The organism is Rhodococcus sp. YH3-3 (assembly GCF_001653035.1).
GTDB lineage: Bacteria > Actinomycetota > Actinomycetes > Mycobacteriales > Mycobacteriaceae > Rhodococcus_F > Rhodococcus_F qingshengii.
Genome location: NZ_BCWH01000002.1, coordinates 54,454 through 75,793, shown reverse-complemented (window position 1 = coordinate 75,793; position 21,340 = coordinate 54,454). Strand labels below are relative to the sequence as shown.

Here is a 21,340-nt window from a genome sequence, read left to right as displayed (position 1 = left end):
GCAAGGGTTGTCCAGGAGCGCCAACGTGTTACCACTATCGGGAAGGTCGGACGCAATCGACTTGGGGCCGATCCGCGCCTGCCGCACCGAGCCAAGCATCGGCCGCTCACCGCTGTTGTTCTGGGTTCTCGCAGGTAGTGGACGCGTCAGGACCGGATCGACCGTCTACGAGGTGCCGGCGGGCGAGTTGTTGTGGATCCCGGCGAGCGTGCGATATTCGATGGAGACGGACTCGGATTCCGTCGCGTTTCCCATCCTGCTTCCGCCCTCGAACGGCGTCAGCGCCGGGCCGGCTACCGTGACGCGTCTGCGCGTTCCGCCCGGATGGGAAGACAGACTGATCCACGAGTTCGTTCACAACCTGGGCTATCTGCGCGGCGACGCTGCACACCCGTCGTCCTTGTTCGAAATGATTACCCGGGCCGACGACGGGGCCACCTCGCTGCCGCAATTGCCGCAATCACGGGAAGCGTTCGAGATCGCGCACGCCCTGTTGCGAACACCTGGCACCGACGACACCGAGGCACAATTCGCGAAGCGTGCCGGGATCAGCATTCGAACGCTCCAGCGATACTTCGTGGAAGAAACCGGCCTCACCTTCACGCGCTGGCGGCTTCGAGCTCGGATCGCCGCGTCGTTGGAGTACCTGAAGCAGGACCGCGAGATCGGTTGGATTGCAAACGAAGTCGGCTTCGAAACGGGCAGCGGATTCACGCGTGCGTTCCGGTCCCAGATGGGAGAGAGCCCGAGCGACTATCGCCGCCGGGCCCTCTCCGGTCCAACCGATCGCAGCGTGGACACCGACAACGATCAAGCATTGGTCCGCATGCTCGCAGAGACCAGGCAGCCCGGGGAAACAGCGCCGCCGATACCGGCCAATGCGACGTGGCCGCGCGTCAACGGCGCCCACGTCGCCGTGTGGGTCTACCGAGGCCAAGCCCGGGTGGACGTCGCGGACCGCAGCTGGGAACTGCGCACCGGAGAGGCCATGATTCTTCCTGCAGGCGTCCTCAATACCGTCACGGTTCCGACTGGTTCACTGCTTCTGCCGCTCGGCTTCCGTTCCTCGAACGGGTCGACCGTATCTGCCGACGCCCTCGAGACCGTGCAGTTCTCCCCCGCTGACGAGTTGGCATTGCTGCACACTTTCGTCGCCGCCTACACGCCCTTGCGCCCGCGCGGCCACGACAGCGCCATGGCATTCGACATCATCGCCACCGGCCCTCTTGCACAACCGGTTTCGAACACCTCGCCCGCCGATTCGATTGCCACACGACTGGCAGCGACGATCGCCGCCCGGCCGGCCGACCCTCGCACTCTGGACGAGTGGGCGCAAGAGTTCGGTACCGACGCGGCCAGGCTGCGCCGGGAGTTCCGTATCGAAACCGGCACCACGTATCCGCAGTGGCGATCGCTTTCACGGATGACCCAGGCACGCACCCAACTCCAACTCGGGGTTGCACCCGGCACGGTGTCGAGGAACCTGGGTTACGCGCACCTGCCCGCATTCAGCCGAGCGTTTCGCACTGCGCACGGGATCTCACCGCAGCGCTTCCAAGCCCAGTCCGTCGAACGCGCCCTCTGGTTACGTTCTGTGCCGCGCGCCGCGGAGCCGAGCGCTCGGGTTCTTCACACCCACTGAACGAGTTGCCACACGATTCCGTTGGGGTCGACGAACTGGCAGTAACGCTCACCCCACGGTTCCGTCTCCGGCTCGGTGACGACGGAGGCACCTTCAGCAGCGATGCGGGCGAACTCGGCGTCGACATCGTCGACCACGAATGCAATGAGCAAGCCTTGACCGGCCGGACCTGCGACGAAGTCGGGCTTGAACGTCCCGAGCCCGGTGCGCAGGAAGACCACGTTGACCCCGGCATCCGGATGATTCAGGGAAACGAAGCCGTCATCGGCCATGGCCTCGGTGAAACCGAAATGGGTTGTCGCGAAGTCTGCCGATGCGTCGGTGTCGGCGACGTTCAAGGACAGAGCAGTGCTGGTGATTTTCATCGTGGGCCTCCCATGATCGATAAACCTTATGCAGTGCATACAGTATGCACCGTATAAGGTATACCACCGTTGAGGTATTCCCGATTTCTGGAGACGACTGATGGCCCGCGAACTGATCGACCTGCTCTGGCGCGATCACCCCCTCGCGCCGAAGGGTGGCACCCGCGGCCCGCGGGCGAAGGTCACCACCTCACAGGCGGTCGGCGTCGCGATCTCCGTCGCGAATACCGACGGCCTCGACGCCGTGACGGTCCGCCGATTGGCCGCCGAACTCGGAATCTCGGGCATGGCGGTGTACACCCACGTCGGATCCCGCGACGATCTGCTGGTGCTCATGGTCGACGCCGTACACGGACACAGCCCACTCCTGCCGTACGGGAACATGACCTGGCGCCAACGTGTGCGTCGGGTCGCCGAGGAAGAACTTGTCCTCTATACGGAGCATTGGTGGCTCCTGGACATCTCCGATCAGCGCTCCGCGTTGGGTCCGGGAACTATCGCGAAGTACGACCACGAACTTCACGCCTTCGACGGCACGGGACTGAGCGACATCGACCGGGACTCCGCCCTGACATTTGTCGCCGACTTCGCCCGATCCTCGGCGCAAGCGCGGCGCCCTGACCCCCGAGCAGCCGACATGGCCGAGGTGTGGTCGTCCTGGAACCAGCGTCTGGCTGCTTATCTCGGCGACGACTTCCCGCTGGCGCAGCGAGTCGGAGGGGCGGCCGGCGAGGCCAAGAACTCCCCGTACAGCCCCGAGGCGGCCTGGGAGTTCGGGCTGGACCGGGTACTGGACGCCCTGGACGGCCTCATTCACATCGAATGACATTCCTGCAATTCGTGGGAGACAATGTGTCCGTGCAGCGTTTCGGTTGGTCTCGACGGTCCGACGGCGACCCTTCGGTGTTCGAACCGCGAGAGCTGTTGCACGCCTACGAGAATCGATCGACTCGAGAGGTACGAGATTCCGGCGAGCTTCTCATCGAGATTCCGCTGAGCGACGCGAGCATCGTCGAGATCACCGTTCTTGATGCCTCTGCGGGCTGGATCGACTCCCGCGTGCGAGGACTCTGCAGTTCCCTGGACAAGATCGACCGCCGGGCTCAACGCGTACTTCGAGGGGGATTCAGCATCGGCTGGATCGAACTCGAATCGGAGCGCCACGGCGTCATCGACTACTGGGAAAACGGGGTCAACAACGAATACCCCATCTCCATCGTGTGGAATGGAAACTCCTGGGAAGAAGCGGCAACCACCTAGCCTCGAAATCAGCGGAATACATCCGCGAAGACGGGGTAGACGAGTACATACCAGCGGCACATCGACTCAACTCCAGGCGTGGTGGACAATGTTTCTCAGCGACCAGTCAATTCGTCACCACACCCGCCGTTTCGGAGCAGCTCTGTCGCCTTCACACAAGTGGCCTCCGCCCACCGAAACACAGCGCATCGCACGCTGGAGTGAGCGGTCTGAGATGCTCGGCGCGCTGTCGGTACTCCTGTTCTGGGCTTTCGGCTTCGGCATCCTGCTGGGCGTCGGCGCGATCACAACAGGAATCTTCGCGCTCCGACGTCACCCGAAGAAGTCTGGCGGGCATCTGCTCTCGAATGCCCGCCAGCTGCCATGGGATGCAATAGTCGGCCTCTTCACCGGATTCATCGGTCTGGCACTGAGCGGCTGGTTCTTCGTCGTGGTCCTACCCAACATGTAGCCCTCTGCTAGCCGAGTCCGTTCGCGGAGGTGGCCAGCGCTCGGAGTTCACGTCGGAGGATCTTGCCGGTAGTGGTGAGCGGCAAGCTGTCGATGAACGTGATCTCCCTCGGGTACTGGTAGAAAGCAAGGCGACTTTTCACGTGGGTCTGCAACTCCTGACGGAGCTCCTCCGAGGAGTTCGACCCCTCGGACAGTACGACAAAAGCGTGAACCGCTTCGCCGCGCAACGGATCCGGAACACCGATGACACCTGCCATGGCTACCTCGTCGTGCGAGAGCAGGCACTCTTCGATCTCTCCGGGGCCGATTCGGTACCCCGCGGACGAAATGACGTCATCGGCACGTCCCTGGTACCAGAAGTTCCCGGCGTCATCAGTCCGACCCAGATCACCGGTGTGAATCCAACCGTCGTACACCTTTTCATCGGTCTTCGACGGCTGGTTCCAATATCCGAGGAACTGTCCGGGGTTGCCTGCCTTCACACAGATCTCGCCTACCTCACCAATCTCGACCGGCTCGCCGAGTGGATCGAGGAGGGTGACTTCGAAGCCGGGGAAGGCGCGGCCCATCGAACCGCTGGCGGGACTCCACTTCGACCGCGACGTGCCGATGGTCAGATTCATTTCCGTCTGCCCGTAGAACTCGTTGACAGCTACGCCGAGAGTGCTCGCAACCCAGGCTTGCAGCGCGTCACCGAGTGCCTCACCACCGGTTCCCAATGCCCGCAGCTGAATACCACGCGCAGCAGTCTTGTCGACGCCGATGCTTCGCATCTGCTTGAGGGCAGTGGGAGGAATGAAGGCGCCCGTCACCTTGTGACGGCTCAGAATCTCGACCGCACGCGAAGGCGTGAATTTGTCGGGCGTCGCAACTACGGGGCACCCCAACGCAAGTGCGGGGAACAGTACGTCGAACAAACCACCGATCCAGGCCCAGTCTGCCGGCGTCCAGAAGACGTCTCCCAGCTGCGGAGCATTGTCGAACGCCGTCCGCATACCGGGCATGTGCGCCAGGAGAATTCGGTGCCCGTGGAGCGCGCCTTTCGGATTCCCGGTCGTCCCTGAGGTGTAGATGATGATGGCATGTGAATCGGGGCCCGTGGCTACCAGTTCACTACTTTCTGCGGCATCGTCGACGAGGCTGTGGAAATCGAGGATTTGCACGGGCGTCGAATCGGAGAGCCGATCGCGCCTTCCGACCACGATTACGGCTTCGAGACCCGGTATCTCACCGATTCCGTCGGCAACTCTTTCATAGCAGTCCTTCTCGACCACAAGAACTTTCGCGCCGGAGTCACGCATCCGATGTACTAACGCATCCGATCCGAACTTGACCGAAAGTGGAACGGTCACCATTCCGGATCGGAAGGCGCCCAGATGTGTCGCCAGAACCTCGATTCCCTGTGGGACCATCACACCGACGCGATCGCCTGAGACCAGGCCGAGATCCGCGAGCACGGTCGCGAACTTTCGGCTCATCGTGGCGACTTCACCGAATGTGTACCGCGCCCAGTGCCCACCGGTGTCTACGACGAGGGCCAGATCATCGGGATTCTGTACATCGACACATGCGTGCGCAATGTTGAAGTGCTCTGGCACAGCCCATTCGAAGTGTTCTGCTTCGAGGTCCTGCCACCATGACATATGCCGCCGAGAACTCACCGAGCACCCACTTCGAGGTCGAGGGAATGGGTCTCGCCTACCAGGAATGAGAATTCGCCGGAGAAGACAAGGTCTCCGTCTTGGTTGACGAGTGAGCCTTTCGACATCACGATCGCGGTCTCACCGTCCGAGCGAGGGCGCACCGACAGCACTTCCGACACCGCATGCACCGAGTCGCCGAGGTAAGTCGGCCGGTGGAATCTGACCTGATCGAGCCCGTAGAAGCACTGCAGGTAACGGGGGTCCAACTCCACCAGACCGAGCAAGGTGGACAACATGAGGGCACCGTGGGCGATCTGGCGACCGAAGCGCGTCTGCTGCGCGTAGTCGGGGTCGAGGTGAAGGGGATGGCGGTCCCAGGTGAGGTCGGCGAAACTTCGCACATAGTCTTCGGTGACGACCCGCGGGTCCGTCACCGCAATGTCTCCGACAGAGATCTCTTCGAAACTCTTTGTGATCATTGAAGTTTCCTCTATTAGTTGACAACCGTGGAGCGTTGATCGACCGGCGGCAGATACGCCCCGTTGTCATCGATGTACATGTCGCGACTTCCTTCGTCGAGGTCGGTGTCACGGACGAAGTAGACGCTGATCAGCGAAATAACAGACAGGGCAGCGATATACACAGCGACCGCAAGCGATCCACCGGTTGCGCGAACCAACATGGCGGCAACCATCGGCGCGATTGCACCACCCAAGAGCACCCCGATCTGAAAAGCGATGGACGCTGCGCTGTACCGCACCCGTGCGTCGAACAGTTCCGCGATGAACGTCGCCTGCGGCCCGTACGAGATGCTGAGCATGAATGCGCCGACTGCCAATGCGCCGGTGGTGATCCAGAAGTTGCCGGTATCTATCGCGGCGAATGCAACGAAGACCCACACTCCCATGCCGGTGATGCCGACCATCAGGATCCGGCGTCGGCCGAATTTTTCGGACAGTTGACCGAAGATCGGAATGAAGATGACTGCAACGAGCGCGGACACCATGACCGCTCCGAGCATGAGGTTTCCGGACAGCAGATCGAACTGATCGGCGTAGGTCAGGCTGTAGGTGTTGAGGATGTAGAAGTAAGCGCCCGTGCTGATCATCGAACCTGCGGCAAGAATGATTTGACGAGGGTAGTTCTTGAACGCGTCGACCATCGGAATCTTGACCGCAGTGTTCTGCTGCTTCACGCGAGCGAATGCGGGAGTCTCTTCCAACGCGGTGCGAATGTAAAGCCCGACGGCGACCAACGCGATACTCAGCAGGAAGGGAATTCTCCACCCCCACACCAGGAATTGGTCCCCGGTGAGCGCCTTGGTGCCGAACATGACGGCCGTCGCCAGCAGAAGGCCAGCAGGCACACCGACCTGCGGCATACTGCCGTAGAAACCGCGGCGGTTCTTGGGTGCGTATTCCACAGCAGTCAGAACTGCACCGCCCCACTCACCCCCGACGCCGAAGCCCTGAATCAGTCTCAGCAATACGAGAAGAATCGGGGCCCACACACCGATCTGGGCGGAGGTCGGAAGGACGCCGACCAGGAACGTCGCTGCTCCCATCAAGAGAAGTGCGAGCACCAAGACCTTCTTGCGTCCGATGCGGTCGCCGAAGTGGCCCATCACAACACCGCCGAGTGGCCGCGCCAGGAAGCCGACAGCGAAGGTGGCGAAGGAAAGAATTGTCGCCAGCGCGGGGTCTGCGCCCGAAAAGAACAGCGGCGCAAAGACCAACGCGGCGGAGGCGCCGTAGATCTGAAAGTCGTACCACTCGATCGTGGTGCCGACCAGAACCGATCCGGCCACACGCCGCAGGGCAGGCCTGTCGACAGTTGCGGGAGATGGGGGATTCGCGTCGTTCATGTCATTGCTCCTTGTATGGAGTGCCCTGTTAGCTCTCGCACCGAGAGGGAGGCTCGACAAGGAGACTATGCAGTGACCCAGGGCACAGTCAAGCGTATTTCAATCGATCGATTGATTAGTTGAGATGCAATTTGCCAGTACACAAACAGCTATCAATCGACTGATTGACAGCCGGTCGATTTCGGCGGCGATGCTAGCATGATTGGGCAACCAACCGAAATGAGGATCATGGACCTGGGGCGCGTTCAACGGGCGGCAGTCACGCTGTTCGCGACGAAAGGATTCGCCGCCACCGGCATTCGTGAGCTCGGAGCCGAAGCCGGCATCAACTCGGCAACGCTCTACCACTACGTCGGCAGCAAAGAGTCACTGTTGGCCTCGATCATTCGGTCTTGCCTCGACGAGCTGACGCAGTCGGGAGAGCGGGCAATGCGCCGAAGCGCCGATCCCGTAGTCCAGCTCGCCGGCCTGGTGTCGTCACACGTCGGCATTACCGCCGTCAACCAACTGACTGCCCGCGTCGCCGAGTACGAGATGCGCGGGTTGACCGGAGACAACCGCATCGAGTTGCAGACCCTGCGCGACGAGTACGAGCAACTTTTCGGACAGATCCTCGAACGCGGACAACGCGTGGGCGCCTTCGACATCGAAGATCTGGCATTGAGCCGACTCGCGATACTCGAGATGTGTACCGGGGTCGCGCATTGGTACCGGCCCGGTGGGCGTCTCGAGTTGGAAGATGTCCAGCGATTCTTCGTCAGCACCACGTGCAAGCTTCTGTCGGTTCCGTCCGACGAACTGCACGGTGTGGAGTTCATTCACGACGTCCGAAAGCTGGACAGCGAGCCCGAGACTCAGTCCTCCGAGATCTGGGGAACCACTGCACAGAGCGAATTCGCGCGACAGTCCGAGCTTTAACCGCCCCTCGAAACTCCCGGCTCTGGTACGAACTGAACATGCAACTACCCGCGGACAGTCATGTTCACAGCGAGTGGTCGTGGGACACCGGCGGACCGCTTTCGCACGCATCCGGACGAATGCAACAGACTTGCGCGCGTGCCGATCCTCGACGTCGACGGCTATCTCGACAGCATCGAACGATGCCGACACCGTTTTCCTGAATTGCGGATACTCACCGGCGTCGAGTTCAGACAACCGCACCTGCACGAAGCGCAGGCGTCGCACCTCCTTGATCTCGGTGTCATCGACCGGATATTGGGTTCCTTGCACACGCTCGAAGTCGGCGACGATCGGAGTGAACCGAACACTCTGTTTCGAACGTGGAGCGCCGACGAAGTCATGTGGGCATACCTCGATGAGATCCCGCGTATGGTGGCTGACTCTCGGACCTTCGAGGTGTTCACCCATATCGACTACGCGGTGCGTGCATGGCCGATCGAAAGTGCCGGACCTTTCGATCCCCGTCGATTCGAAGAGGGATTCCGAAATGCGATGCGCGCCATCGCCGACAGCGACCGGATCCTCGAGATGAACACCCGTCGGCTGTGGCCCTGGATACCCCAATGGTGGAGCGAAGAGGGAGGTAAAGCGGTGACATTCGGCAGCGATGCACATGTGCCCGAAGCTCTGGCAGCCAATTTTCCGGAAGCGACCGCGATGCTCGCGCACTACGGATTCCGTCCGGGTCAACGTCCCGAAGAGTATTGGACCCGCTGATCCGCCTGATTCCCAGACCGATATTTCCGTGAGCTCGGGTTGTCGGAGACGGATCAACCCGCAATAGTCGATGTATGGATCGGTACAAAATCACGATGCCCGACGGCTCTTCGACCGAGGAACCTTTCAATTCCGACAAGGAAGCAATCACTTGCGCAGTGGATGCGAACCGAGGAGTCAGCAAGAACCTCGTAGTCGAAAAATACACGGCCGACGGTCATCTGGTTCCAACCGCGCAGGCGCCTGCGAAACACACAGGTCGTCAGAAGAAGAACCGTTCGAAGAGTTGAAAACTCGACTAGTTCACAACTCTCGAACTCGGTGTGAGGCGACCGGAGGCGTGACGCAGAAGTAGTTGGATCGCGTGCTCGACAGTTGCACCGAGGACAGCTTCGGGGTCGCCCGAGAAAACCTGCTTCTCCGTTTCGGCGGTCCCATGGTCGACGATTCCGAACCACACAGTTCCGGGTCGAACGTTCTCCTGGGTATCAGGTCCGGCTTCACCGGTGACGGCCAGCGCCAGCGACGCACCCATCAGTGTGGCGGTGCTGTGCGCCATGACCCGGGCAGCCTCTTCGCAGACCACTGGCCCGTGCGGAACATGAAGTACGGAATGTTTCACCTCGCGGGTGTACGCGACGATCCCACCACAAAACCACGATCCGGCGTCCGGCGCCTTTCCCAGATGTGCGGCGATGTTCCCGGCAGTCAACGATTCCGCCGTCGCCACCGACAGACCGTGTTCCTCTACTGCCGCAGCCAATTGCCTGCACATATCGTCGAGATCCTTGTCCGACGGAAGCTCGGGTCGTGGATCGCCATTCATATGTTCCTCCTCCTGCAGTCCGATCGGTGACTTCGACAAGACATTGAAAGTTCTTGAATGCCCATTCCAACCGTGCCTTACAGCTCACTGCCCCCTTGCGAACTGCACCCTTCGAAAGTGCGTCGAGCGCACTCGTCAATCACATCAGCTACACGTGACCGACGCGTGAGTTGACGGCGCTGCACGATCGCCCCGTTTCCGTTGCTGAACACCTTGTCCAAGGAGGCCGTGACCTGCTCGAATTCTCCGAATGCAGTCAACGCAGGTTCGACGTGATCCACCAATTGCCGAACCGACTGGTGTGCAGTCAGCAAGCGCACGGATTCCACGTCCAGCGACCTCCCGTCGAGTCCGTCACGCGCCGCCCGCCAGCAAGCCGCGCGGAGTAGCTCGTGATCGACAGCAGGCGCTGCTTCACCTTTCGTGATCGCGGCGGATGCGGTACCGACGAGTGCCTGCACCAGTGTGGCCAGAGTCATCGTCTCCTCCACGGTGGCGGGCACGTCGCTGATCCGAATCTCCACGGTGGGAAGGTGATCCGACATGCGCACATCCCAATAGACCATGTGTGGATCGAGAATGACCCCTGTCTCCAGCATTGCTGCAACAGCATCTTCGTAGTGCGCCACGGACTCGAAGTAGGGCGGCGGACCCGAACTGGGCCATCGGCCGAACAGAACGTAACGCCAACTCGCATAACCGGTATCGCGACCGGCGCTGATCGGAGAGTTCGCCGTCAGTGCCAACAAGGTCGGTAACCAAGGGCGCAGATGGTTGATGATCTGGACCGATCGTTCTCGATCTTCCACACCGACATGAATGTGGCAACCACACATCACACCTTCGGTGATCGCTCTGAATTGACCGGCCATTCGCTGGTATCGCGACGTTTGAGTGATCTCGTCTACCGGCGGATCGTAGAACGGCGTCCCGACTGCGATGAGTTGACAACCCACACGGGCAGCGGCGTCGGCGGTGACGGCACGCGACTCACAGAGTTGATCACGAAGATCACGAATATGGTTTCCGATAGACGTGGACGTCTCCACCTGACAGCGCGTCAGTTCGAGTTGCAGCGAGATACCGAGTTCCCGCCCGGCGGCAGCAACCTCGGAGTTGCGCAGAGTGGGATGTCCAGTCTGCGGATCGCAGAGCAAGAACTCCTCTTCGACACCGAGAGTCGGTGTACCTACCGAGAATATGTCGGGAGTCGGCTTCGCGTTCATAGGGCTTCCTCGCACCGGTTTTCATCCACATCCGATACTTCGAGCGTACGACCTTCTACCCCTTTCGGCACTACTCCAACCGTTTCATCCAGTGGCCGATCGGGTAGTTGCCCTGTGAACCGACGACGAGCGAAGAATCGCAAGTCTTCATGAGCTCAGGATGGAGTGTGCCGTGACAAACGCGAGCGAAAGTTCACCGGTAGATGACGAACACACAAATCGATCGCACGTAGGGGAGGCAATCAGCGACGGTCGCAACTATCCCGGATACCTGCTGATCGGGCTGGGTCTGGCAACACTCGGATTGACCTTGGTGGCAGCAGGTTACGGATTTCGTGGTTGGGCAGTCATTGCCGGCGTCGTGTGCGTGGTGTCCTTCATCGTCGGAACACTGGCCATCTTGATGGAACACCGACGGGTCAAACGACTGGAAGGTCAGGAACTCTTCGATCAAGAAGGGCACTGAACCGACCGCTCGAGTCGTATTCTGCACAAGCAGAATACGACTCGAGCAGAACACAGCTCAGTGAGTGCGGAGTTGCTCGATCAGCTCACCCTTGTTCAGCTTCGAATAGCCGTGCAGATCGAGTTCCTTGGCACGTTTCTTCAGCTCGTCGACTGTCCACTCCTCGTACGGCGAGGATTGTCCGCCGGACTTGGCGACATTCGACCGCCCTCGATTGGCGGCCGCATTGGAGATTCGGGCCGCCTTCTCCTTGGAATCGCCCTTCTCGCGTAGCTCTTCGTAGAGTTCTTGATCCTTGAGTTGAGGTTGTGAGTCCTTGCGAGCCACTGTTTCGTCCCTTCACTCGTCTTCACTCCGACGGTGTGGCCGAACTGGCAATTCGGCCACACCGCAGGTTCGAACGTACGTCGGCACTCAGGATGTAGGCGGCACCTCGAAACGCCCCCACACGCGGTGCGTCTTCAGAAGCTGAGCCAGCGAGGCGAGCGCTCCTTCCGCGTCTGCATCGACGACGACTCCCAATGCAGACTCGTCGATACCGGCCGCAGCCAGCGCACTCATGCTCTCTCCCCAACCACCAATCGCCTTGCTGTGACGATACATTTCGTTCAGCAGAGTCTCCACCCGTGGATCCAACTTGCCCTCGCCGATCCGAGAAACGTCGCCGCTCAGCAGGATTGCATCGAATTCGATCGAACGAGCTGTGAGGTAGGTTCGCTGCACCGTCACCGCGTCGTCACCGTCCCCGATGGTTCCGCCGTGCGGGCCGAGGATCAGCGGCACCATGCCGGCGTCGAAGATCTTGTCTCGAACGGCGACAACCGTTTCGAGATCGGAGTTCTCATCGACCAGTAGTGCGATGATCCTTCCGTCTACCGGCCATTCCGCACCAACCTGGGACAGTGCAGGGCTGAGCTCCGGATCACTCAACGGCTCGGTCGGTTCGGGAACCGGAAGGCCAAGCCCCCCTGCGACGATCGACACGAGACCCGCGTCGATATTTGCCAAGATGCCCAGATTCCGGGTCTTGATGTTCTCCTCGTAGCACTTACCCAATTCGAAGGTATACGCCTGCGCGACGTGCTCCTGTTCGACAGGGGAGAGACTGCGATAGAAGAGTCGAGCTTGCGAGAAGTGATCGTCGAACGATGCCGGCGCCTGCCTCACCTTTCGCCCTGAAACTTCTTCGGGCACCTCGATATAGGCCGCGCTCTCCGCCGAGGCCAAGAACGGGCACCCACCGTCCAACGAATTGGGATGGTACGGCGCAACTCCGGTATGTACACCGTCCTGATGAAAGCCGTCGCGAAGCATGTCGTTGACAGGCGCGTGAGGACGGTTGATCGGGATCTGATCGAAATTGGGGCCACCGAGTCGCGTGATCTGGGTGTCGAGGTACGAGAACAAACGTGCCTGCAGGAGACGATCGTTGGTGATGTCGACACCCGGAACCAAGTGGCCCGGATGGAATGCAACCTGCTCGGTCTCGGCGAAGAAGTTCGTCGGATTGGCGTCGAGTGTCATCGTTCCGATGACCTGAACCGGCGCGAGTTCTTCGGGCACGATCTTGGTGGGATCCAATAGATCTATGCCTTCGAACATTTCGTCTTCGGTATCAGGGAACACCTGCACGCCCAGATCCCAGGACGGATACGCACCCGCCTCGATGGCGTCGGCAAGATCGCGTCGATGGAAATCCGGATCCACACCGCCGGCGATCTGCGCTTCCTCCCACACGAGTGAATGCACTCCGGCGGCCGGCTTCCAGTGGAATTTCACCAGATTCGTCTCGCCGTCGGCATTCACGAGCCTGAACGTGTGAATACCGAAGCCCTCCATCATGCGATAGGAGCGCGGGATGCCGCGATCGGACATGTTCCACAATGTGTGCGCCGTGGCCTCGGTGTGCAGCGACACGAAATCCCAGAATGTGTCGTGCGCGCTCTGCGCCTGCGGGATCTCGCGGTCCGGGTGGGGCTTCGCGGCATGGATGATGTCCGGGAATTTGATGCCGTCCTGGATGAAGAACACCGGGATGTTGTTGCCCACCAGGTCGAAGACACCTTCGTCGGTGTAGAACTTGGTGGCGAAACCGCGTGTGTCGCGTACGGTGTCCGCCGAACCTCGTGAACCCAGCACCGTCGAGAACCGCACGAACACCGGGGTTCGAGCACCGGAAGCGAACACCGATGCTTTACAGATGTTTTCGGCCGCGCCATTCGCCAGGAACGTTCCGTGTGCGGCCGCCCCGCGGGCGTGGACGACGCGCTCCGGAATTCGCTCGTGATCGAAGTGTGTGATCTTCTCACGCAGGTGGTGGTCTTGAAGAAGAGTCGGGCCACGCTCGCCGGCAGTGAGTGAGTGGTCGGTCTCGTAGAGACGTGTACCGGTTGCGGTGGTGAGGTACTCCCCCCGCTGGCCGCGACCATTTCCCTTCACCTTCTCCTCGGCACCCGCGACGGTACGCACCTCCGGCTGCCGCTGGTCATCCTTGGGCGGCAACGGCTGTCGAGGCTTGACCGGCTCTTTCAGGTCCGGCGCTTTCGGGGCCGGTGCACCTGGGACGGACTGAGATGAAGGCATCGAACAGCTCCTCTTGATCGTCATGCTGGGCGCAAGAATCTTGTTACGCCTTATGTAAGTAGAGATTTCAAACTGAACGCGGAGCCACGACTCACCCCCGGCTGGGATCAATCCCAGGCCGAGGGTGACGAGTGCGTCAGGGCTATTGCTCGGACTTCTGTCGCGCTTCGTCCGCGGCCGCTTCTGCGCGAGCCTTCTCGGCTTCTGCCTCTTTCTTCGCGACTTCTCGCTGGCTTTCGGCCTTGTCCTGCTGGGCGCGGCCCTCTCGGGTCAAACTGTCGTTTCCGGAAACCGCACCCACGGCTTCCTTGGCCTTACCCTTGACGTCCTCTACGACGCCTTTGATTCCCTCGCCGGGACCGCTCTTGTCATCTGGCACGTTGACCCTCCAATACGTTTCGGATTGTTGCTCAGGAATCCCACACAGGTAGGAATCCCCCACAGAAGGCCCTACCCCGTCGAAATTCGCATAAACATCCGTGCACCGACACTCCGCAACGCGTACAAGAAGCGGCCACCGAGGGGAGTGCCGTTCACTCTCGTGTGTTATTCAGTGCTCATGAGCCAGTTACAGACCGATCCCCCCCGTGGGCGGAACGCTGTCCACGATTCGCGCGCTTGCGCCCAACCTGGCTCCGAGCGAGCGACGCGTCTCGAACATCTCAAATAGCAAACAGCATTCTCAGAAACTGTTTACCGGGCACAGGAATTGGCGGGACTCGTTCCAGAAGGGGAAGAGGTCGGTGGTGGTGGCCGTGGGGTGGTCGATCTCGGCGAGAGTGTAGAAATCTAGAATCGTCCGCCCGGCGGTTGCGCTGACCTCGCATGCCTGCAAGCTCAGTTTCGCCTCCGCCACGAAGCCGATACTGCGGGCGAAAGGTCCGAGGGTCCCGGCATTGACAAAACCCTCGAGGTTTTGTCCCCACTGGTTGTAGTCCGACTGCAAAGCAAAGCTGCATGTTTCACCGAACAACTCGGTGCAGGTTGTCGGCTTCCCACCGATCGTGTGAACCGTATCGGCGAGCTCGTGCGAAGTACCTTCGCGCGGTGATCCGGAAAGGAGAAGCAAGACGGCGACGGCCAGGGCAACCACCAGAAGGATGCTCGCGGCCGTTGCCAGTATCGCCTTCACAATCCCTCGATCCACGTAAGTTCATGAGGGGAACCGATTTTGGAACACCGGTCACTGGATTTGTACCCGTGACACTCGGGGTCCAAACATCGACCAGGCTGGGAGCCGTGCATCAAGCTGGGGGGGTCGCGAGAGGATCTGTGGGAAAAAGCCGGGGGAGGATCGACACTCCCTTCCACTACCAATGTATATCGCACCGGGGGCCTTGCGGCAAGGCCCGGGTAGTGCCGCAAAATGGCTCTTCCGATCCCGCACGACCCACTACGGGATCGGAACAGCCAGCGGAAGTGAGGGCACGTGCCAACCCAGGGATACGAAGAAGAACTGCGGTCCGAGCGGAACTATGTGGAGGGGCTCTACGCTCGCCTCGATGCGGAGCGCGCCCGAGTCAAGGGCAGGTACAACACCGCTCTGCGCGGAAACGGCGAAGCACTCATGGAACGCGACGCCGAGGTGCGCGCGCTCGCCAAAGAGGTGAAGAGGCTGGACGTAGCCGACAACGGCCTGTGCTTCGGCCGGTTGGACTCGCTGTCGGGTGAGACTTCGTACATCGGCCGAATCGGCCTTCTCGATGCGGACAACGACTACGAACCGGTGCTGCTCGATTGGCGGGCGCCGGCATCTCGCCCGTTCTACGTTGCCACCGCTGCAAACCCGGAGAACATGCGTCGACGCCGTCAGTTCCACACACGCAGTCGACACGTGGTCGAATTCACCGACGAGGTACTCGGGCGCCCTGACGGCGCAGAACACGACACCCACAGCGATTCCGCCTTGCTCGCTGCGGTTAACGCACCGCGAGGTGAGGGCATGCGCGACATCGTGGCCACGATCCAGGCCGAGCAGGACGACATCGTCCGACTCGAACACCCCGGGGTTCTGGTGATCGAAGGTGGCCCCGGTACCGGGAAAACCGTCGTCGCCTTGCACCGCGTCGCCTACCTGCTCTACACGCAGCGAGAGCGAATGGAACGTCACGGCGTTCTCGTGGTCGGGCCGAACCCGGCGTTCCTGAACCACATCGGCCGCGTACTGCCCTCGCTGGGCGAGTCCGACGTGGTGTTCATGACCACCGGTGATCTCGTTCCGGGTTTACGCGTCACCGCCGAGGACGCTCCTGAGGCCGCTGGGCTCAAAGGCTCGCTGAAGATCCTGGACGTTCTCGGCGCAGCGATTGCCGATCATCAGCGATTGCCCGAGAACCCGTTGTTGATCGAATTGGCGGACGTCACAGTGCGAATCGACGCCGAAACGGCGGAGTGGGCCCGAGAAGAAGCTCGTTCGAGCGGACTCCCCCACAACGACGCTCGCACTGTGTTCACCGAAATCGTCACCTGGGCACTGACCGAGCGGGCGATAGCGCGGATCGGCAAGGGATGGTTGACACGCAGTGACCGTGAAGCCTGGGAACAAGTGCGCGCAGATCTGACCGCAGAGTTGGCGGAGAATGACGCGTTCGCCGCCGCACTCGACGCACTCTGGCCGATCCTGACACCGAAAGAGCTACTGACACAGCTGTTTACTTCGCCGGAACGCCTACGCAAGGCAGGCGCAGACGAGACACTGTTGCGCCGAGAGGGCGATGCCTGGACGGTGTCCGACGTTCCGCTTCTCGACGAATTGGTGGACATGCTCGGCCGGGACAAGCCCGTCGACCAGAGTGCCGAACGTGAACGCCGCGACGAGGCTGCGTATGCAGCGGGCGTGCTGGACATGATGATCAGTCGCGAAGACTTGATGGACGACGAGGATCATCTCCTCGCCCAGGACATGCTGTACGCCGAGGACCTGGCGGATCGTTTCGTCGAACGCGATACCCGGGAGCTCGCCGAACGCGCTGCTGCTGACCGAGACTGGACGTACAGGCATATCGTGGTCGACGAGGCACAAGAGCTGTCCGAGATGGACTGGCGAGTCCTGATGCGCCGCTGCCCGGACCGGTCTTTCACGGTGGTAGGTGATCTCGCGCAACGACGTTCACCCGCAGGTGCTCGCTCGTGGGCGACGATGATGGAGCCGTACGTCCCCGGCCGCTGGATCTACCGATCCCTGTCGGTGAACTATCGCACCCCCGCCGAGATCATGAGCGTCGCCGCCGCCTTGCTCGCCGAGTTCGCGCCAGACGTCCAGCCGCCCGAGTCCGTCCGCGCCTGCGGGGTCCAACCGTGGTCCAAGCGAATCTCCGCCGACGAACTAGCCTCCGCCATCGACGAATTCAATCAGGACGAGGCCGGACGCGAGGGTACGAGCGTCGTCATCGGACCTGAGGACGTGCCCGGCGCTGTGCCGGTTTCGGAAACGAAGGGCCTCGAGTTCGATGCCGTGCTCGTCGTGGAACCGGAGCGAATCATCGCCGACGGCCCACGCGGTGCGTCTGAACTCTATGTCGCCCTCACCCGCGCGACCCAACGTCTCGGCGTCCTACACGAGAGGCCATTGCCGCACGCATTGACCGGGCTCGTCCGGGTCGGGACGGCCAGATCACCGCAATCGTTCGCGGCGAGCGATCGTGCTGTGTAGGCCTTCGGCAGCAGCGCGCACGTAGGACACCTGGCTCTCGGGGACGAAGCGACTGGTGGGACCGGTGACACTGATGGCCGCGACGGGTTTGTCATTGGTTCCGAATACCGGCGCCGCAACGCATGCGAGACCCGGCGCTGATTCCTCGCGCTCGAACGCAATACCGGTCTCGACCACTCGGTTCAGTTGGGTGTTGAGAATGCCGGGCGCAACAATTGTGTGCGGGGTTCGGCGCGTCATCGGCTCCGACAGCACCTCGCGGCGAAACTCGTTGTCGGAGAATGCCAGGAGCGCCTTGCCGATTGCGGTGCAATACAGCGGTATCCGGCCACCGGTCCGGGACGGCGAGTTGGCTTGCCGGTGTCCGCCGATCTTCGCGACGTATACGACGTCGTGGCCGTCACGGACCCCCAGGTGGACTGTCTCGTGGGTCCGCTCGTACAGGTCCTGGAGGAACGGCATCGCCATCTCCAGGAGGCTACGTTCGAGAGAGGCGAGCATGCCGAGTTCGAAGAGGCCGCCGCTGAGCCGGTAGCCACCGTCGATACGGTCGAGTAGCCGGTTCGCGACCAGTTCGTTGGCCAGGCGGTGCACCGTCGCCTTGTGCAGGCCCGTCCGCTGGACCAGGGTGGCCAGAGGCAACACGTGGTCGTCGGCCCGGAAGGCGCGCAGGATCGTCACCGCCTTGCCGAGCACGGTGTCGAGGTTTGCGCTGCCAGTCACCTCCCCAGCGTATCGCTGAGTGAGACAGTTCCCTGGCGCAATCTCGGTGCCGCGGCGAAAGTAGTGGCCATGAGCCAGCCCACGAATACCAGTACAGCTAGCGAGACCGACATCGCAGCTGCTGCGGACCGCCTCGCAGCCGCCATCGCGAGCGGCACTCCCTGCGCGCCCGTGCGCGATCTGATCGGCGCCGACGACCTCGTCGCCGCCTACGCCGTCCAGCGCCGCGTCGACGAAATCCGTCGGCAGGCAGGGGCCGTGGTCGTAGGCCGCAAGATCGGCCTGACCTCGGTGGCAGTCCAGCAGCAGCTCGGTGTCGACCAGCCCGACCTCGGCGTGCTGTACGCCGACATGGAGTTCCCCGCCGGCGGCGCCATCCCCATGAGCCGTTTGATCCAGCCCAAGGTCGAAGCGGAAGTTGCCTTCGTGCTCGGTGCCGACCTCGTGGACGGACCGCTGGACAGTGCGCAGGTGCGCGGTGCGATCGACTACGCCGTCGCCGCGATCGAGATCTGCGACAGCCGCATCGAGTCGTGGGACATCAAGTTCGGTGACACCGTCGCCGACAATGCGTCCTCGGGCGTGTACGTCCTGGGAACCGAACGACGCACCCTCGACGAGGTGGAACCCGCCGGCGTCGTCATGTCGATGTCCGTCGACGGCACCGAGGTGTCCACCGGCGTCGGAACCGCCTGCCTGGGCGATCCGATCGAAGCCGTCGTCTGGCTCGCCCGCACTGCACGTGAGTTGGGGCAGCCGCTGACCGCAGGGCAGGTGATCCTGTCCGGCGCTCTCGGCCCCATGGCACCGGTCACCGCAGGCAACGTAGTCACCGTGACCGTCTCCGGGCTCGGTTCCGTCACCACCAGTTTCTCCAGCGAAGAGGACAACGCATGAGCAAGGTCAAGGTCGCGATCATCGGATCGGGCAACATCGGCACGGATCTGATGATCAAGGTGCTGCGTAACTCCGACTACCTGGAGATGGGCGCGATGGTCGGTATCGACCCCGCGTCCGACGGCCTCGCTCGCGCCGCGCGTCTGAACGTGCCGATCACGGCAGAAGGCGTCGAAGGCCTTGTCGGTCTGCCGAACTTCGACGAGATCGAGATCGTCTTCGACGCCACCTCGGCAAAGGCTCACGTGGCCAACAACGCGCGGCTGGCTCCCCTCGGCAAGCGCATGATCGACCTGACGCCTGCCGCGATCGGACCGTACGTCGTACCGGCCGTCAACGCGGACGAGCACTTGGACGCACCCAACGTCAACATGGTGACGTGTGGCGGCCAGGCCACCATCCCGATGGTTGCCGCTGTTTCTCGGGTCGTCCCGGTGGCGTATGCGGAGATCGTCGCGTCCATCGCCTCCAAGTCGGCCGGTCCCGGAACGCGCGCCAACATCGACGAGTTCACCGAGACCACGTCCGAGGCGATCGTGGCAGTCGGCGGCGCTCGTCGCGGCAAGGCCATCATCATCCTCAACCCCGCTGAGCCGCCGCTCATCATGCGCGACACGGTCTTCTGCCTCGTCGACGCACCGGACCCGGCTGTTCACGACGAGATCCGTCAGTCGATCGAGAAGATGGTCGGCGACGTGTCCGCGTATGTCCCCGGCTACCGGCTCAAGCAGGAAGTCCAGATCACCGAGATCCCGGCCGACCAGCCCGTCGAGACGTTGCTCGTCGACGGCAATCGCCCCACCCACCAGGTGTCGGTGTTCCTCGAGGTCGAGGGCGCGGCACACTACCTGCCTGCGTACGCCGGCAATCTCGACATCATGACGTCCGCCGGAATGCAGATCGCGGAGCGCATCGCCCAGCAGAAGGAAGCAACCAAGTGAGCAACCGCAAGATCTTCGTCCAGGACGTCACCCTTCGTGACGGCATGCACGCTGTCCGCCACCGCATTTCGCCCGCCGACGTCAAGCGGATCGTCACAGCTCTCGACGCTGCCGGCGTCGACGCGATCGAAGTAGCACACGGTGACGGCCTCGCCGGCGGCTCGCTCAACTACGGCCCCGGCTCGAACACCGACTGGGAATGGATCGAAGCAGCGGCCGAGGTACTCGAGCACGCTCGTCTCACCACGCTGCTACTTCCGGGTGTCGGCACGATCAGTGAACTCAAGCATGCCTACGACCTCGGTGTTCGCTCGGTTCGCGTTGCCACGCACTGCACCGAGGCCGACGTCTCCGCGCAGCACATCGAAACCGCCCGCGAGATCGGCATGGACGTCTCGGGCTTCCTGATGATGAGCCACATGGCGCCTGCCGAGGAACTGGCCAAGCAGGCCAAGTTGATGGAATCGTATGGCGCGCACTGCGTCTACGTCACCGACTCGGGTGGACGTCTGGTGATGAACGACGTCGCGGATCGTGTTCGTGCATACCGCGACATCCTCGACGAGGGCACCGAAATCGGTATCCACGCCCATGAGAATCTCTCGCTCTCGGTTGCCAATTCCGTTGTTGCAGTGCAGAACGGCGTCACCCGCGTCGATGCTTCGCTTGCCGGTCACGGCGCCGGTGCCGGCAACTGCCCCCTCGAGGCCTTCATCGCCGTCGCCAACATCGAAGAGTGGGAGCACGGCTGCGACCTGTTCGCCCTGCAGGATGCCGCCGACGACATCGTCCGACCGCTGCAGGACCGGCCGGTCCGCGTCGATCGCGAAACCCTCACTCTCGGCTACGCCGGCGTGTACTCGAGCTTCCTGCGCCACGCCGAAGCTGCGTCGGAGCGCTACGGAATCGACGTTCGCACACTGCTGCTCGAAGCTGGACGCCGCCGTCTGGTGGGTGGTCAGGAGGACATGATCGTCGACATCGCGCTCACCCTCGCAGCGCAGGCGACAAAGGAAGCAGTCTGACGCGCTGCCGAGTTCGCTGACACCCGAGTCCCGCTCCCGTCTCCGGACGGGGGCGGGACTTCTCAGTTGGACTGAGAGTTTCCACCGCGACGCCGCT

The 21,340-nt window shown here is 62.0% G+C and carries 22 protein-coding genes; 11 read left to right on the top strand and 11 right to left on the bottom strand.

What is annotated here, in order from left to right:
• Positions 1–25 precede the first annotated feature (25 nt).
• Entirely contained in the window at positions 26–1,642 is a 1,617-nt protein-coding gene (locus tag YH3_RS13030; RefSeq protein ID WP_064443545.1) for an AraC family transcriptional regulator, read from the top strand.
• Here YH3_RS13030 and YH3_RS13025 read toward each other — a convergent pair.
• Positions 1,630–2,007 carry a glyoxalase/bleomycin resistance/extradiol dioxygenase family protein gene (locus YH3_RS13025; protein WP_054826725.1) on the bottom strand — a complete coding sequence of 126 codons (378 nt, stop codon included), beginning with the start codon at positions 2,005–2,007 and terminating at the stop codon, positions 1,630–1,632. The two genes, YH3_RS13030 and YH3_RS13025, sit on opposite strands and share 13 nt — an antisense overlap.
• A 100-nt stretch (positions 2,008–2,107) precedes the next feature.
• Between YH3_RS13025 and YH3_RS13020 the strand changes: the two genes are divergently transcribed.
• From YH3_RS13020 to YH3_RS13010, 3 genes are all read left to right on the top strand, one after another.
• Positions 2,108–2,833, top strand: a complete 726-nt coding sequence (locus YH3_RS13020; protein ID WP_054826724.1) for a TetR/AcrR family transcriptional regulator — start codon at positions 2,108–2,110, stop codon at positions 2,831–2,833.
• Entirely contained in the window at positions 2,830–3,267 is a 438-nt protein-coding gene (locus YH3_RS13015; protein WP_007735701.1) for a hypothetical protein, read from the top strand. The genes YH3_RS13020 and YH3_RS13015 overlap by 4 nt, the downstream gene beginning before the upstream one ends.
• A gap of 88 nt (positions 3,268–3,355) precedes the next feature.
• Positions 3,356–3,718, top strand: a complete 363-nt coding sequence (locus YH3_RS13010) for a hypothetical protein (protein ID WP_225320185.1) — start codon at positions 3,356–3,358, stop codon at positions 3,716–3,718.
• A gap of 7 nt (positions 3,719–3,725) precedes the next feature.
• Here the strand turns inward: YH3_RS13010 and YH3_RS13005 are convergent, their stop codons facing one another.
• From YH3_RS13005 to YH3_RS12995, 3 genes are read right to left on the bottom strand one after another with little or no spacing between them, the layout of a single operon-like run.
• Entirely contained in the window at positions 3,726–5,363 is a 1,638-nt protein-coding gene (locus tag YH3_RS13005; RefSeq protein WP_064443544.1) for an AMP-binding protein, read from the bottom strand.
• Between the two features lie 14 nt (positions 5,364–5,377).
• Positions 5,378–5,842 carry a MaoC/PaaZ C-terminal domain-containing protein gene (locus YH3_RS13000; protein WP_054826722.1) on the bottom strand — a complete coding sequence of 155 codons (465 nt, stop codon included), beginning with the start codon at positions 5,840–5,842 and terminating at the stop codon, positions 5,378–5,380.
• A 14-nt stretch (positions 5,843–5,856) separates the two neighbouring features.
• Positions 5,857–7,227, bottom strand: a complete 1,371-nt coding sequence (locus YH3_RS12995; RefSeq protein ID WP_007735697.1) for an MFS transporter — start codon at positions 7,225–7,227, stop codon at positions 5,857–5,859.
• A 219-nt stretch (positions 7,228–7,446) separates the two neighbouring features.
• Between YH3_RS12995 and YH3_RS12990 the strand changes: the two genes are divergently transcribed.
• Positions 7,447–8,145, top strand: a complete 699-nt coding sequence (locus YH3_RS12990; RefSeq protein ID WP_225320187.1) for a TetR/AcrR family transcriptional regulator — start codon at positions 7,447–7,449, stop codon at positions 8,143–8,145.
• 138 nt (positions 8,146–8,283) lie between these two features.
• Complete coding sequence (locus YH3_RS12985) at positions 8,284–8,904, top strand: hypothetical protein (RefSeq protein ID WP_238592610.1); 621 nt, start codon at positions 8,284–8,286, stop codon at positions 8,902–8,904.
• 298 nt (positions 8,905–9,202) lie between these two features.
• Here YH3_RS12985 and YH3_RS12975 read toward each other — a convergent pair whose 3' ends face one another.
• Positions 9,203–9,730, bottom strand: coding sequence for a CinA family protein (locus YH3_RS12975; RefSeq protein ID WP_054826758.1), 528 nt, complete (start codon positions 9,728–9,730; stop codon positions 9,203–9,205).
• Positions 9,731–9,807: 77 nt separating this feature from the next.
• On the bottom strand, positions 9,808–10,956 hold the full coding sequence (locus YH3_RS12970; protein WP_064443543.1) for a glutamate--cysteine ligase: 1,149 nt from the start codon (positions 10,954–10,956) through the stop codon (positions 9,808–9,810).
• A gap of 160 nt (positions 10,957–11,116) precedes the next feature.
• On the opposite strand from YH3_RS12970, the gene YH3_RS12965 reads away from it, so the two are divergent.
• A complete protein-coding gene (locus YH3_RS12965; RefSeq protein WP_007735689.1) occupies positions 11,117–11,422 on the top strand; it encodes a hypothetical protein in 306 nt (101 codons plus the stop codon).
• A gap of 57 nt (positions 11,423–11,479) precedes the next feature.
• Here YH3_RS12965 and YH3_RS12960 read toward each other — a convergent pair whose 3' ends face one another.
• The 4 genes from YH3_RS12960 to YH3_RS12945 all read right to left on the bottom strand — a co-directional run bounded on the left by YH3_RS12960 (position 11,480) and on the right by YH3_RS12945 (position 15,152).
• Complete coding sequence (locus tag YH3_RS12960) at positions 11,480–11,749, bottom strand: Rho termination factor N-terminal domain-containing protein (protein WP_003943161.1); 270 nt, start codon at positions 11,747–11,749, stop codon at positions 11,480–11,482.
• Between the two features lie 87 nt (positions 11,750–11,836).
• The gene (locus YH3_RS12955; protein WP_003943216.1) at positions 11,837–14,005 is read right to left on the bottom strand and encodes a catalase; all 2,169 of its coding nucleotides are present in this window, start codon (positions 14,003–14,005) and stop codon (positions 11,837–11,839) included.
• A 142-nt stretch (positions 14,006–14,147) separates the two neighbouring features.
• Positions 14,148–14,384 carry a CsbD family protein gene (locus tag YH3_RS12950; RefSeq protein WP_064443542.1) on the bottom strand — a complete coding sequence of 79 codons (237 nt, stop codon included), beginning with the start codon at positions 14,382–14,384 and terminating at the stop codon, positions 14,148–14,150.
• A gap of 303 nt (positions 14,385–14,687) precedes the next feature.
• Positions 14,688–15,152: a hypothetical protein gene (locus YH3_RS12945; protein WP_225320190.1), complete on the bottom strand. Its 465-nt coding sequence runs from the start codon at positions 15,150–15,152 to the stop codon at positions 14,688–14,690.
• A gap of 282 nt (positions 15,153–15,434) precedes the next feature.
• Between YH3_RS12945 and helR the strand changes: the two genes are divergently transcribed.
• Entirely contained in the window at positions 15,435–17,657 is a 2,223-nt protein-coding gene (helR, locus tag YH3_RS12940; protein WP_082920585.1) for an RNA polymerase recycling motor ATPase HelR, read from the top strand.
• Here the strand turns inward: helR and YH3_RS12935 are convergent.
• Positions 17,619–18,380 carry an IclR family transcriptional regulator gene (locus YH3_RS12935; RefSeq protein WP_003942865.1) on the bottom strand — a complete coding sequence of 254 codons (762 nt, stop codon included), beginning with the start codon at positions 18,378–18,380 and terminating at the stop codon, positions 17,619–17,621. The two genes, helR and YH3_RS12935, sit on opposite strands and share 39 nt — an antisense overlap.
• A 69-nt stretch (positions 18,381–18,449) precedes the next feature.
• Here YH3_RS12935 and YH3_RS12930 point away from each other — a divergent pair, with 69 nt between their 5' ends.
• The 3 genes from YH3_RS12930 to dmpG are packed head-to-tail and all read left to right on the top strand — an operon-like array spanning position 18,450 to position 21,243.
• Positions 18,450–19,277, top strand: a complete 828-nt coding sequence (locus tag YH3_RS12930; protein ID WP_007735684.1) for a 2-keto-4-pentenoate hydratase — start codon at positions 18,450–18,452, stop codon at positions 19,275–19,277.
• Positions 19,274–20,218: an acetaldehyde dehydrogenase (acetylating) gene (locus YH3_RS12925; protein ID WP_003943168.1), complete on the top strand. Its 945-nt coding sequence runs from the start codon at positions 19,274–19,276 to the stop codon at positions 20,216–20,218. Before YH3_RS12930 ends, YH3_RS12925 begins: the two co-directional genes overlap by 4 nt.
• On the top strand, positions 20,215–21,243 hold the full coding sequence (dmpG, locus tag YH3_RS12920) for a 4-hydroxy-2-oxovalerate aldolase (protein WP_007735683.1): 1,029 nt from the start codon (positions 20,215–20,217) through the stop codon (positions 21,241–21,243). The genes YH3_RS12925 and dmpG overlap by 4 nt, the downstream gene beginning before the upstream one ends.
• Positions 21,244–21,340: the final 97 nt, after the last annotated feature.

Coding starts and splice junctions, on each gene's coding strand:
- YH3_RS12975 (WP_054826758.1), bottom strand. CDS start 9,730: ATGAATGGCGATCCACGACCCGAGCTTCCGTCGGACAAGGATCTCGAC.
- YH3_RS13010 (WP_225320185.1), top strand. CDS start 3,356: ATGTTTCTCAGCGACCAGTCAATTCGTCACCACACCCGCCGTTTCGGA.
- YH3_RS12970 (WP_064443543.1), bottom strand. CDS start 10,956: ATGAACGCGAAGCCGACTCCCGACATATTCTCGGTAGGTACACCGACT.
- YH3_RS13020 (WP_054826724.1), top strand. CDS start 2,108: ATGGCCCGCGAACTGATCGACCTGCTCTGGCGCGATCACCCCCTCGCG.
- YH3_RS13015 (WP_007735701.1), top strand. CDS start 2,830: ATGACATTCCTGCAATTCGTGGGAGACAATGTGTCCGTGCAGCGTTTC.
- YH3_RS12990 (WP_225320187.1), top strand. CDS start 7,447: ATGAGGATCATGGACCTGGGGCGCGTTCAACGGGCGGCAGTCACGCTG.
- YH3_RS13005 (WP_064443544.1), bottom strand. CDS start 5,363: ATGTCATGGTGGCAGGACCTCGAAGCAGAACACTTCGAATGGGCTGTG.
- YH3_RS12930 (WP_007735684.1), top strand. CDS start 18,450: ATGAGCCAGCCCACGAATACCAGTACAGCTAGCGAGACCGACATCGCA.
- YH3_RS12965 (WP_007735689.1), top strand. CDS start 11,117: ATGGAGTGTGCCGTGACAAACGCGAGCGAAAGTTCACCGGTAGATGAC.
- YH3_RS13025 (WP_054826725.1), bottom strand. CDS start 2,007: ATGAAAATCACCAGCACTGCTCTGTCCTTGAACGTCGCCGACACCGAC.
- YH3_RS13000 (WP_054826722.1), bottom strand. CDS start 5,842: ATGATCACAAAGAGTTTCGAAGAGATCTCTGTCGGAGACATTGCGGTG.
- YH3_RS12955 (WP_003943216.1), bottom strand. CDS start 14,005: ATGCCTTCATCTCAGTCCGTCCCAGGTGCACCGGCCCCGAAAGCGCCG.
- YH3_RS12925 (WP_003943168.1), top strand. CDS start 19,274: ATGAGCAAGGTCAAGGTCGCGATCATCGGATCGGGCAACATCGGCACG.
- YH3_RS12995 (WP_007735697.1), bottom strand. CDS start 7,227: ATGAACGACGCGAATCCCCCATCTCCCGCAACTGTCGACAGGCCTGCC.